Source organism: Shewanella sp. DW31 (assembly GCF_015767295.1).
Taxonomy (GTDB): Bacteria; Pseudomonadota; Gammaproteobacteria; order Enterobacterales; family Shewanellaceae; genus Shewanella; species Shewanella oncorhynchi.
Genome location: NZ_JADWMP020000018.1, coordinates 87,267 through 99,544, shown reverse-complemented (window position 1 = coordinate 99,544; position 12,278 = coordinate 87,267). Strand labels below are relative to the sequence as shown.

Genomic DNA, 12,278 nt, shown 5'->3' with positions numbered 1-12,278 from the left:
TTATGGCATCACAAGACATTATCCGCCGCTCCGGTACTTCAGCGGTGACGCCTGCGGCAAAGGGGCGTAATTCGTCAGAAAAGGTCGCTAAGCTGTTCGACGCCACTAAGTGTAATGGCTGTAAAGCCTGCCAAGTGGCGTGTTCTGAGTGGAATGATTTACGGGAAGAGGTAGGTACTTTCCAAGGCAGTTACCAAAACCCTATGTCGCTATCGGGCCAATGTTGGACCCTGATGGAGTTCCATGAGGTGATGGAAAGCAACAAGCTGCGTTGGCAATTTACCCACTCGGCCTGTATGCACTGTGCTGACCCTGCCTGTTTAACGGCCTGTTCGACCTCGGGCGCGATTATCCAGCACGCCAATGGTGTGGTGGACTTCGATTCGGACAAATGTATCGGCTGCGGTTATTGCGCCAGTGCTTGTCCTTTCGATGTGCCCAAAATCGATTCTAAGGATAACAAGGCCTACAAGTGCACTATGTGCTCTGACCGTTTGGCTGTGGGATTGGAACCTTCCTGCGTTAAGTCCTGTACCACAGGGGCGCTGCGTTTTGGCACCCGTGAGGACATGTTGTTCTACTCGCAAAAACGGGTCGAAGAACTGAAGGAAAAGGGCTTTGCTAAGGCAGGACTGTATAACCCTGAGGGTGTAGGTGGCACTGGTATGATGATGATATTACACGATATCAATCAGCCCGAAAGCTACAACATGCCTGATAACCCGCAGATCCCACTGTCACTCACTCTGTGGCAGGACTGGGTCAAACCTTTAGGCACTATGGGCATTCTTGCCACTGCCGCCGTCGCTTGTCTGCATAAGATCACCGTCGGTCGCAACATAGTTGAAGAAGACCAACCGGGTTATCAACCGCCAGAGGAAGAGGCTAAGCAGGAAGAGGGGGCCGACAAATGAGCAAGCATGATAAGCAAGAAATGATAGTGCGTCACAAGCTGTTCGATCGCATCTGTCATTGGTTCATTGTGGCGGTTGGCCTAGTGACATTTCTCACCGGCTTTTCCTTCTTCTATCCGTCGTTTCAATGGCTTGGGGCGATAGCGGGCACACCGCAATTGGCGAAGTTTATTCATCCCATTGCGGGCTTGATGATGTGCTTACCTTTGATGTTGATGTTGGTGCGTTACTACAAACACAACAAATGGGAAAAGCACGACCTCGCTTGGATGCTCGCCATTAAGGATGTGATGTTCGAGAACGAGGAGAAAATCCCGCCTATCGGCCATTACAACCCTGGGCAAAAGGTATTGTTTCGCGCCTTCGTGCTGACATCTATCACTTTAACGGTGACGGGAATCATCATGTGGCAGCCTTACTTTGCGCCCTATTTCTCAGCCACTGTGGTGGGTTGGGCCATTCTGTTGCACGCCATTTGTGCGCTCATCATGTTGATTTTTGTGATGGTACATTTTTGGATGGCGACATGGGTGGAAGGGTCGGTTAAGGGCATGCTTTACGGCAAAGTCTCTAAGGCTTGGTGCCGCAAACATCACCCTGTGATGTTGGATGAACATTCGGACGTGGAGAAACATTAATGAGTCATACAGCCGAGATACCTCTGGCCCAAGGCAGCGAATCGCCGCTGGAACTTAAACCGTTAAAAGCGGCAGATCCCCAAGCTGTGTATCACAGAAGGGCGCAACGTTTGCTGTCATTGGCCAAGGACTCGCCGCTGGCTGATTACTTTGAGCTATGTCGCCGTTTGGTCTCTATACAGGCCAGGTTAGCGCAGGAGGCTGACTTCGGTAAGCTTCTCGCTTGGGGGAAAGATGAGGCGATTCCGCTTTCCCTGTTGGGCTCAGAGGCAGATAGCTATTGGCAGGGACTGCTACAGCAACTGTTAAGTGATTTGTTGCCGCAGGTGGATGAATCCATAGCTCGGGTAGTGCGTTTGCTGATGCAGCAATCGCCCGAGCAACTGAGTTCTTGGGGGCGTTCACTACGCCAAGGGCATGTCAGTGAAGTGCCTGCCCGTTTTAGTTTATTCATCTGGGCGGCGATGGGCGTTTATTGGTCGCATTGGGCACCTATGGTCATCAAGCGGATGGATCCGTGCAAGGTGGCGCAGCAGAGTATGTGTCCCGTGTGTGGATGTCATCCAGTGGCGAGTGTGATTGTCGATCAGCCCCGAGCTGGTTTGCGCTACTTGCATTGCAGTCTGTGCGAGAGCGAATGGCATTACATTCGCGCCCATTGCACCAGTTGCGGTCAGGACAAAGAGATGACGATTTGGTCACTAGATGATGCCAAGGCTCAAGTGCGGATCGAAAGCTGCGATGAATGTCATGGCTATACCAAGATGATGTTCGTCGAAAACTCGCCGTCTATGGATGTGGCGGCAGACGATCTCGCAACCTTGATGTTAGACAGTGAGCTAAATGCTAAGGGCTTTGGGGCAACAACACTGAACCCACTGCTACTGGCCCACGAAACCACGTAAGCCACATAGCTTAAACAAATGCGGGAGGGAGTCGGGTTGCTGATCCCTTCCTGCTTTTTATAAACCAATGGCAATAATATAAACAAAATGACACAGATGATGACCCAAGCACCTGAAACACTACAAGTTCTGTACCGAGCTTTGCCTTCAATGGATAGCCTACTTGCAGAGCCTAGTTTTGTGGTATTGCAGCAGTCCTACGGCAAAGCGGCAGTAAAGGCCGCACTGGATACCCAGTTAAAGGCGGCGCGCAGCTTAATCGGCCGCGAGCACTGTTTGCCGACATGGTGTTGCGAGCTTGCGCAATTGCACAGATGTTTGGTTGATCAACTGTCTAACGATTACAGCCACAGCTTAAAACCCGTGTGGAATCTCACTGGCACCATATTGCATACCAACCTTGGCCGAGCGCAACAGTCAGAAGCGGCAATTCGAGCCGTGACTTCTGTTATGCGCTACCCAACACCGCTGGAGTTTGAGCTTGCGGCAGGTGAACGTGGTCACAGGGATAATGCGATCAGTGCTTTAATCCAGCGCTTAACGGGTGCCGAGGCTTGTTGTGTCGTGAATAACAATGCCGCTGCGGTTTTGTTGATGCTTTCTGCGGTGGCTGCGGGGAAAGAAGTCATAGTCTCCCGTGGTGAGTTGGTGGAAATTGGCGGCGCGTTTCGTATCCCTGACATTATGCGCCAAGCGGGCTGCACCTTAGTCGAGGTCGGCAGCACCAATCGGACTCACCTTAAGGATTATGAGCAGGCCATTACTGAAAATACCGCTGCGATAATGAAGGTCCACACCAGTAATTATCATATTAGTGGTTTTACTGCCGCAGTGGAGGAGGCAAGGCTGGGTCAGTTATGCCGTGAGCGTGGCATATCACTCATTTCGGATCTTGGTAGTGGATCACTGACGGATCTGCGCCGCTTTGGCCTAAAACAAGAACCTACGCCCCAAGCCATGTTAGCCGATGGGGTTGATTTAGTCAGTTTTTCCGGTGACAAACTATTGGGTGGCCCTCAGTCTGGTTTAATCGTTGGCAAACAGTCGCTGATTAAGCAGTTACAGAGTCATCCACTAAAGCGCGCCCTGCGTTGCGATAAGCTGATTTTGGCGGCGTTAGAAGCGACATTGATCCACTATCTTAACCCTGAAACCTTAGACATTGAGCTGCCTATTATGGCGAAATTTGCCCGTAGCCAAGAGGCGTTATGGCAGATTGGTCGTCGCTTACAGCAAGCTTTGGTTCCACATTTTGAACCTTGTTATCGCATTGAGTTAGTCGAGTGCCAAACACAGGTCGGCAGTGGCTCGCAGCCAGATACTTTTTTACCCTCAGTGGCATTGTGTTTTACCGTACTCAATGGCGGTAGTTTAAGTTTGTTAGAACAACAATTTAAGCAGGCGGCACGGCCTATCATAGGTCGCATGAGTCAGGACCAACTCAGGTTAGATCTGCGCGGTCTTGATAGTGAAGCTGAACTCCTCGCCGAGTTGAGTACGTTAGGTGTGCAGTTGTGATCATTGTGACTGCGGGTCATGTCGATCATGGCAAGAGTACGCTTATTCGCGCTTTGACTGGGATGAATACCGATCGTCTGCCGGAGGAAAAACGCCGTGGTATGACGATCGATCTTGGCTATGCGTTTATGCCACTTCGAGATGGTTCGCGCCTTGCCTTTATCGATGTGCCCGGCCACGAAAAATTTATCAACAATATGCTGGTGGGCGTGAGTCATGCTCGACACGCCCTGTTGGTGATGGCCTGTGACGATGGCGTAATGCCGCAAACCCGTGAGCATCTGCAAATTCTTGCGCTCTTACCTTTGCACAGTTTGACCTTAGTGCTAACTAAGCGGGATTTAGTTGATAGTGGCACGGCGGCACAGCTTGTCGCCGATGGACTCACTTTGCTGGCCGAGTATGGCATTGAGGCCAGTGGTGTTTTTGAAGTGTCGGCGAATGGAACCGCCGACTTAGCATCCAATGGCGTGGCGGCGCTGAAGACGCATATTCTTGATTTAGGTAAGCAAGAGTCAAAGCGAGCGGAGGATGCCAGCAGCTTTAGGATGACGCTCGATCGCGCCTTTAGTGTGAAAGGTGCGGGTTGTGTCGTGACGGGCACAGTGATCAGCGGCAGCGTATGTGTGGGGGATAGTCTTTTTAGCTCAGGGCAAAAGGCCAAACTCAGAGTGCGAGGCATACATTGTCAGGGACAAGAAGCCCAAAGGGCTGTCACGGGTACACGCGTAGCACTCAATTTAACGGGTGTCGATAACCATAGGGAGCCAGAGCGTGGCGATTGGCTGAGCAGTTTGCCTCAAGCAGAGCTCTGTAGCCGCCCCGTTGTGCACATTCGAGCCTTCGATTTTTTAGGCTGTGAGTCATTAGTGCATTGGCAAAATGTCCACTGTCACCATGGCGCCGATCATACTTTAGGTCGAGTTTCCCTGTTAAATGAAGCTGATGAAGAAGGCTTCTGTCTGGCGGAGTTAGTACTCGAAAAGCCACTACTCCTATGTCAGGACGATCGAATTGTCCTGCGACACATTGGGGGTAAACAGACTTTAGGTGCGGGGCGAGTGTTGGCGCTGAAAGTCCCTAATCGTAAGAAACGTACGCCTGAACGAGTCGCGAGATTACTGCAATTAGCACGCTTGGATAATCCTGCCCATGTGGTGGCTTTACTCGGCCAAACTCAGGCGCTAGAGCTTGATGAAATCGCGTGGCGTTGGCAATTAACTGACGAAGGGCTGGCTATGCTGTTAGCCCAAGCGGGTTTAGTCCGTTTTGGGGCATTTGCTATAGCGACAAGTTTACTTGAGCAAGAAAAACAACAGTTTATTACTTTACTTCACGAGTTCCATCAACAGCATCCTGACCAACTTGGGCTTGGGCGTAATCGCCTGCAGCGCATGAGCCACAGCGCTTTGCCGCCCGAATTAGCCAATAAAGTGCTCGACACGCTTTGCCAAGAAGGTCGCATGGTGCTGCGTGGTGCCTTGTTGCAGCTCGCTGAACACAAAATAGTACTAGACGCTGAGGCTCAGCATTGTTGGCAGGCGCTTGCGCCTTGGCTTGCCGAGCAAACCGCCCCTGTATGGGTCACCGAAATGGGCGAATACCTTGCGCTAGAACCTGCCAAATTAAGGTTGTTGTGTTTCCAGCTGGTGCAGCAGGGGTTTATTACTGCTGTGGTGAAGGACAGATATTTGCTCAGCGAGCAAATCTGTTACTACGCCAGCTTAGTGCGTACTCATATTGCAGAACACGGCAAGCTCGAAACGGCAGAATTTAAAGACATGGTTGGGCTTGGGCGTAAGGTGAGTATTCAACTGCTTGAGTTCTTTGACAGAAGTGGTTTTACCCGTAGGAAGTATCGCAGTAATAGCCGAGAAGTTCGGGATGCCGAGTTGTTTTTTTCCCATGAGAATTGGCGGAAGAACATAGGAGTCGAACCTACCCAGGACTGCTGGCAGCCCTACCCGGATTTGAAATCCGGACGCCTCACCGGAGACGACGTTCTTCCAATAGAAGACTTAGGGATAGTAGAAAATGCGTAAGGATGATTCAAGGCGATTCTTATTTAGTTTATGGGTTTGTGATACAAGTCTTAAATTGTCATCAAACTAATTGTTTTTATTTGGTTTTATAGTTTTAAAGGGGCGCTATGGAATATCATTCACATGAAGTGGTGACAGAAAGAAACGTGATCTTGTTAGAACATGGGCACGCATCTGAGCTGACTGACTACTTAGCTAATGAAGTGCGAGTCGCACTGGTCTATAACGGCATAGCGCATACCGTGATGTTGGCGAGTCCTCAAGATTTAGAAGCCTTCGCTATTGGTTTTACGTTATCTGAACGTATCGTTTCCCATATCAATGATATCAAAGGGGTGGAGCTCGAGTTCACCAGTGAAGGCGTGTTGATCCAAGTGGAAATCAACCAACGATGCTTTATGGAACTCAAGCAACAAAGGCGCAATATGGCGGGGCGCACAGGTTGTGGATTGTGCGGCGTCGCCCAGCTCGAAGAGGCCGTCAAGCCTGTGATGCGGGTGGACTCAGATGCCAGATTCGATATCGAACACTTACAGGTTGCACTTGGGCAAATTCAAGATAATCAACAACATTTTAAGCTGACGGGCGCCACTCATGCGGCCATGGGGCTTAACCATCAAGGACAGATCATCGCCGCCTATGAGGATATAGGCAGGCATATCGCACTAGACAAGCTAATTGGCGCCTTTTCCGCTCAAAATGTGGAACGTCCAGTGGCCGTATTGCTCACCAGTCGCGCGAGTTTTGAGATGGTGCAAAAGGCCGCTAGTGCCAATATCCAAATTCTGTTTGCTATGTCCGCCGTGACTTCACTGGCGTTGGAATTAGCAGAGAAAAGCAATATCACGCTTATCGGTTTTTGCCGTAATGGCAGGGCAACGCTTTACACCCACGGTTATCGCCTGTTGGGGCAGCAGTGTGTCAGCTTAGCTAAAGCCATTTAAGCGTGAGGCCACTTGTGATTGAAGTTGTCGAACGACTTAAATCACTCTGGCACACAGGTTATAAGCGCATTGCGCTTATTTTTTATAGTCTCGTTCATTAGGGTAATGACATGACATGGCAACAATTTAAACAAGAATATTTAGTCCGTTTTTGGGCGCCTATGCCAGCGGTTATCGCTGCAGGTATCCTTTCTACTTACTATTTTGGTTTGACCGGAACCTTCTGGGCCGTTACTGGGGAATTCACTCGTTGGGGTGGTCATTTACTGCAGTTTTTAGGTGCAGAACCAGAAACTTGGGGTTATTTCAAAGTGATAGGTCTGCAGGGCTCTCCTCTAGATCGTATCGACGGCATGATGATTATCGGTATGTTTGGCGGTTGTATTGCTGCTGCGCTTTGGGCCAATAACGTCAAACTGCGTATGCCACAGAGCCGTATCCGTATTGCTCAGGCACTGATCGGCGGCATTATTGCTGGCTTTGGTGCCCGTTTAGCTATGGGTTGTAACCTTGCCGCCTTCTTCACGGGTATTCCGCAGTTCTCTTTACATGCTTGGTTCTTTGCTTTGGCGACGGCGGCAGGTTCTTACTTTGGTGCAAGATTTACCTTACTGCCGATGTTCCGTATTCCGATAAAACTGAAAAAGGTAAATAAAGCGACTTCAATCAAGCAGGACGAAAACCAAGCTAGACGTCGTTTCCGTATCGGTATGCTGGTGTTTGTAGGCATCGTCGGTTGGGGGTTATTGACTATGTTCAATGCGCCAAAACTCGGCATTGCTATGCTCTGTGGTGTTGGTTTTGGTTTATTAATCGAACGGGCGCAAATCTGCTTTACCTCAGCGTTCCGCGATATGTGGATCACTGGTCGTACTCACATGGCGAAGGCGATTATCTTAGGCATGGCGGTCAGTGCGATAGGCATTTACAGCTATGTGCAACTGGGTGTGCCACCTAAGATCATGTGGGCTGGCCCTAATGCGGTGATCGGCGGCTTACTGTTTGGTTTTGGTATTGTACTGGCTGGTGGTTGTGAAACGGGTTGGATGTATCGTGCAGTCGAAGGCCAAGTGCATTTCTGGTGGGTGGGCTTAGGTAACGTGTTGGGTTCAACCTTACTGGCGTATTACTGGGATGATATCGCTCAGCCATTAGCAACGAACTGGGACAAAGTTAATTTACTGACCAGCTTTGGCGATAAAGGCGGATTATTGCTGACCTATGTGCTGCTGGGGCTCTCCTTTGGCGCTATGTTGCTGTGGGAAAAACGTTTCTTTGCTCGTAAGGCGAAGCGTGATGAACAATTGCTAGCGGAGGTGGCGTAATGGCTCAATATATTCCAGATTATCAACTCGATATGGTGGGTGAACCTTGCCCTTATCCCGCAGTGGCTACCCTTGAGGCTATGCCTAAGTTAAAGCTCGGTGAAATTCTCGAGGTGATTAGTGACTGCCCGCAGTCTATTAACAACATTCCCCTCGACGCTAAAAATCATGGTTATAAAGTGCTGGAAATTGAGCAGAATGGTCCGACTATTCGTTATCTGATCCAGCGTTGAGGATAGGACTATGTTGACTATTCTCAGTGGCTTAGGTATTGGCTTAGCCATGGGATTTGTGATGCAAAGGGGTAGATTTTGTATGGCGGGCGGGATCCGCGATACCTATCTGCAACGGGACTTTACCATGGTGATCGCTATTTTGATTGCCATCAGCATCCAAAGTCTAGGGCTGTTCCTGTTTTACGAATGGGGTTGGGTTAAATTGCCAGAAGGGCATTTCCCTTGGTTGGCAACCTTAGTCGGTGGTGTATTGTTTGGTGTGGGTATGGCAGCAGCGGGAAGCTGTTCCACTGGCGCCTATTACCGCGCTGCCGAAGGGTTGGCTGCCAGTGTGATGGCCGTTCTCGGTTTTATTGCTGCCAGTAAATTAGTGCGTCTCGATGAGTTGAAAGGTCTACTTAAACCTTTTAAACAGCATCAACTTGAGGACCAAACGCTCTATCAAACTCTGGGCGTTTCCCCTTGGGTGATCGTGCTTGTCCTCGTATTACTCACATTGTGGTTGGCATTGGGTTATCTCAAACGCCGCAAACGTCCGGTTGCACTGATGGCACCCCGTAAAACGGGTTTAGCTCATTGGTTGTTTGAAGCGCGCTGGCATCCCTTTGTAAGTGCTTTGCTGATTGGTTTACTGGCGCTACTTGCATGGCCTGCAAGTCTTGAAAGTGGTCGTGTAGGCAGTGTTGGGATCAGTGGCCCGAGTGCGCAGTTATGGGATCTTGTCACCACAGGTAACACTAAGTTCTTTAGTTGGCCTGGATATTTTCTCTTGGGATTATTTGTAGGCGCTTTTATCGCTGCCCGGGGCAGTGCTGAGCAGCGCTGGCGCTACCCTGGTCATAAAGTGGCGTTATTTGGGTTTATTGGTGGCCTGTTGATGGGCGTGGGGAGCGGGCTTGCCGGAGGTTGCATGCTTGGTAATGCGCTCGTTGGCACGGCTTACTTGTCGTGGCAAGGCTGGCTATTTATCCCTGCTATTTTATTTGGCAGTTGGTGCTTTAACTATTTTGCGCTACTGAGGCCAATGCGTCTTGCGCAGATTTAACGTTTATAAAGGAGCTGTATATGGAACAGTATCTCGACACAACGGGTAAACTATGCCCTTTTCCTTTAATTGAGTTACAACGCTTAATTGCGAGTCTTGAGACTGGCGATAAAGTGGTACTGGATTACGATTGTGGCCAAGCAACTGAGAATATTCCCCGCTGGGCGGCTGAAGCCGGGCATGAGGTGACCCACTTTGCCCAGAAGGGCGATGCTGCTTGGACTATGACGATTCAAAAGGGCTAACTCGTCCTCAACTAAAAAGCGCTGCATTTGCAGCGCTTTTTGATCTTAGCCTTGGCAATCTACTGGCAGATATTCATCCGGAATACCGTTGCTGCTGCAAACCCAAGTGATATTATTTTGCTCATCAACTTGAGGCGATAGATAGACTTCATAGCCTTGATAATCCCCGAGTGCTTCGCTTCCTATAAAACCGACTATGCCATCTGTGTACAGATTAAATGTCGCAATCTGCTCGTCCGTGAGTCCAAGCACATCCAATTCGGTTGGCCAAGCTTTGTTGGTTTGATAGTAACCGACTAAGATGTCAGTGATCGGTGCCAGTGCTTGATGTTGCTGGTCGATACTGGCAATAGCCAGTGCCGCATCGGGTACATTCAATGCTGCTGGTGTGGCTTCGGTCGTGGTTAGCGCCTCATAACTCGTGGCGGCACCCATTTTCTCTTGATAGTCCTTATACGCTGGCAACGCGACTGCTGCAGCAATACCAATAATCGCAGCGAAGATTATCAATCCACCGCCTGCTGTGCCTAAACGTGGCATAAAGAAGCTGAGTACATAGGCCCATGCACTGCGTGATGGCGGTGCATATTCCACTCCTTGTGCTTTGGCTTGGACTCTCGCCATGCGCTTGGTCAACCAAGGATAGCTGCCATTAAGCTCGTGCAGCGACATCCAAAAACCACTCGACTCACTGGCTTGGCGGATATATTGATCCACATTCATACGTTTCCATTGCTCGACACCAGCGGCTAACACAGCAACGGCATTTGTGGCTGAACGTAAGCTGTTGCAGCAACGTAATCCGTGGAGATCGCAGGTATATTCACAGGCGCGAGAATAAGCCGCACCCACTAAAGGTAACCAAGTGGCGAAGACTAAGAAGGGCGCTTTACCTATATGATTGCGGCGAATATGGCCTAACTCGTGGCCGATATAGAAGTTGAGCGCATCTTTATCTGACTCAAGCGCATCCACAATCGATGAAAATAGCACTATATAGTTGCGACCGAGGAAGCGTGTCGCCAGTGCGTTTAACATGCCATCAGCTGCCAATAAGTAAGCGCGTGGTGGCTCGCGCATTTCTAAACGTTCGCAACACGCTAAATATTGTTTATGTAATTCAGGAAATTGCTCTGCATTGATTTCGACAGCCGTGCCTTTTAAGTAGCTGATAAAGGCGGAGTGGCTAAAGAGATAAATAATGAAAAACATCAACACATAGAGCAGCGCCATGCCAAAAGTGCCTATGATCAATGCCGCCCAGACGATCCCAGAAATAATAGCTAACAGAGTGAACAGCGATTTTTCCTTCGAATAGACAATATCTGTCATTTGAATGGGATTCTCGTTCCCTGCGGTAATAACTTGTTCCATGTTGATCCTTTTCCTTGTGAAGAGACAAACGGCGTGAAAATAGTCAATTTTACTCGAAAATTCAACCACTATCGCGTGCAAAGCAAAAAATTAACCGTTTTGACATTCAGTTTAATCAGCTATGCGCAAATTGGAGTAGGTCGATTTCATCAGGATTTTGTGGTTTTTTAGCGCTAGAGAGTCCGATTATGCAGGCGGACACAGATTGGTAAGTGGCTCTTAGTCTCTGGGAATTTTCCTCGCAGCGCACTAGAATTAGGTGTTTTCGCAGCATATCGGCTGAGGGTTAAGTCTTAAGTTAGAACCGAGATAAAAGTAAATCACATCACTATGAGTGCACTTTAAGGCATGGTTCTTCAAGGCAGAGTGCTTTGAGTCAGGCTTGGTTAAGCCTATATAGGGTTAGCTATGGCAAGCGTTGAAACAAACCACAGAAATACAAAGGAATTGAGATGGCTAAGTTAACAAATAAGATGATAAGTAATCGATTGGGTTTCAAATGGTACTGTGCCGCAGGCGTGATGGTTAGCGCGTTAAGTGCGGGAGTAATGGCAGCTAATGCACCTTCTTTTGACTGCACGAAAGTGAATGCTGGCAGTATTGAAGACATGGTCTGTAAGGATGCGGGGCTGAACCAACTTGATAATCAGTTAGCTAAGGTCTATAGCCAAGCGCTTGAAAAAGCGAAGAATGAACAACCTCCTACTTTAAAGGCGATACAACGTGGTTGGGTGAAAGGCCGTAATGAATGCTGGAAGAGCGACGATAAGCACGCGTGTATTGAATCTAGCTATCAAACCCGCATTGCCGAACTGCAGGCACAATATCGTTTAGTCGACATGACCGGCCCAGTGTTTTATGCCTGTGACGGCAATCCTGCTAACGAAGTAGTGGTGACTTATTTTAAAACCGAACCTGCCACCCTGATTGCTGAACATGGTGATAGTACTTCATTAATGTTTGTGCAACCCAGCGGCAGCGGCGCTAAGTATCAAGGCCGCAATGAAAGCCTATGGGAACATCAAGGCGAAGCTAAAGTGGTTTGGGGCTACGAAGCACCAGAAATGACCTGTAAACTGGTGACTAAATAGG

General features: G+C 49.2%; 11 protein-coding genes and 1 tRNA gene. 10 read left to right on the top strand and 2 right to left on the bottom strand.

The features are described from left to right. Nucleotides 1-2: 2 nt before the first annotated feature. The 4 genes from fdxH to selA all read left to right on the top strand — a co-directional run bounded on the left by fdxH (nucleotide 3) and on the right by selA (nucleotide 3,975). Entirely contained in the window at nucleotides 3-914 is a 912-nt protein-coding gene (gene fdxH, locus GWI56_RS15365; protein WP_277925191.1) for a formate dehydrogenase subunit beta, read from the top strand. Further along, nucleotides 911-1,552, top strand: a complete 642-nt coding sequence (locus tag GWI56_RS15360; protein ID WP_105250947.1) for a formate dehydrogenase subunit gamma — start codon at nucleotides 911-913, stop codon at nucleotides 1,550-1,552. The genes fdxH and GWI56_RS15360 overlap by 4 nt, the downstream gene beginning before the upstream one ends. Continuing rightward, nucleotides 1,552-2,457, top strand: coding sequence for a formate dehydrogenase accessory protein FdhE (gene fdhE / locus GWI56_RS15355; RefSeq protein WP_198573381.1), 906 nt, complete (start codon nucleotides 1,552-1,554; stop codon nucleotides 2,455-2,457). Before GWI56_RS15360 ends, fdhE begins: the two co-directional genes overlap by 1 nt. A 96-nt stretch (nucleotides 2,458-2,553) precedes the next feature. Next, nucleotides 2,554-3,975 carry an L-seryl-tRNA(Sec) selenium transferase gene (selA, locus tag GWI56_RS15350; protein ID WP_198573391.1) on the top strand — a complete coding sequence of 474 codons (1,422 nt, stop codon included), beginning with the start codon at nucleotides 2,554-2,556 and terminating at the stop codon, nucleotides 3,973-3,975. 1,913 nt (nucleotides 3,976-5,888) lie between these two features. Here the strand turns inward: selA and GWI56_RS15340 are convergent. Beyond that, nucleotides 5,889-5,983 (bottom strand) — tRNA-Sec (locus tag GWI56_RS15340). 141 nt (nucleotides 5,984-6,124) lie between these two features. Here GWI56_RS15340 and fdhD point away from each other — a divergent pair. The 5 genes from fdhD to GWI56_RS15315 all read left to right on the top strand — a co-directional run bounded on the left by fdhD (nucleotide 6,125) and on the right by GWI56_RS15315 (nucleotide 9,812). Continuing rightward, nucleotides 6,125-6,961, top strand: coding sequence for a formate dehydrogenase accessory sulfurtransferase FdhD (gene fdhD / locus GWI56_RS15335; RefSeq protein ID WP_198573380.1), 837 nt, complete (start codon nucleotides 6,125-6,127; stop codon nucleotides 6,959-6,961). A 110-nt stretch (nucleotides 6,962-7,071) separates the two neighbouring features. After that, complete coding sequence (yedE, locus tag GWI56_RS15330; RefSeq protein WP_198573379.1) at nucleotides 7,072-8,286, top strand: selenium metabolism membrane protein YedE/FdhT; 1,215 nt, start codon at nucleotides 7,072-7,074, stop codon at nucleotides 8,284-8,286. Further along, nucleotides 8,286-8,519 carry a sulfurtransferase-like selenium metabolism protein YedF gene (gene yedF, locus GWI56_RS15325; protein WP_198573378.1) on the top strand — a complete coding sequence of 78 codons (234 nt, stop codon included), beginning with the start codon at nucleotides 8,286-8,288 and terminating at the stop codon, nucleotides 8,517-8,519. Before yedE ends, yedF begins: the two co-directional genes overlap by 1 nt. Before the next feature lie 10 nt (nucleotides 8,520-8,529). Continuing rightward, nucleotides 8,530-9,567, top strand: coding sequence for a YeeE/YedE family protein (locus GWI56_RS15320; RefSeq protein WP_198573377.1), 1,038 nt, complete (start codon nucleotides 8,530-8,532; stop codon nucleotides 9,565-9,567). 20 nt (nucleotides 9,568-9,587) lie between these two features. Further along, nucleotides 9,588-9,812 (top strand): sulfurtransferase TusA family protein, encoded by a 225-nt coding sequence (locus GWI56_RS15315; protein WP_107946198.1) that lies wholly within the window; start codon nucleotides 9,588-9,590, stop codon nucleotides 9,810-9,812. Between the two features lie 45 nt (nucleotides 9,813-9,857). Here GWI56_RS15315 and GWI56_RS15310 read toward each other — a convergent pair whose 3' ends face one another. Continuing rightward, nucleotides 9,858-11,186, bottom strand: a complete 1,329-nt coding sequence (locus tag GWI56_RS15310) for a M48 family metallopeptidase (protein WP_198573376.1) — start codon at nucleotides 11,184-11,186, stop codon at nucleotides 9,858-9,860. A gap of 452 nt (nucleotides 11,187-11,638) precedes the next feature. Between GWI56_RS15310 and GWI56_RS15305 the strand changes: the two genes are divergently transcribed. Beyond that, nucleotides 11,639-12,277, top strand: a complete 639-nt coding sequence (locus GWI56_RS15305) for an MliC family protein (RefSeq protein WP_198573375.1) — start codon at nucleotides 11,639-11,641, stop codon at nucleotides 12,275-12,277. Nucleotide 12,278: the final 1 nt, after the last annotated feature.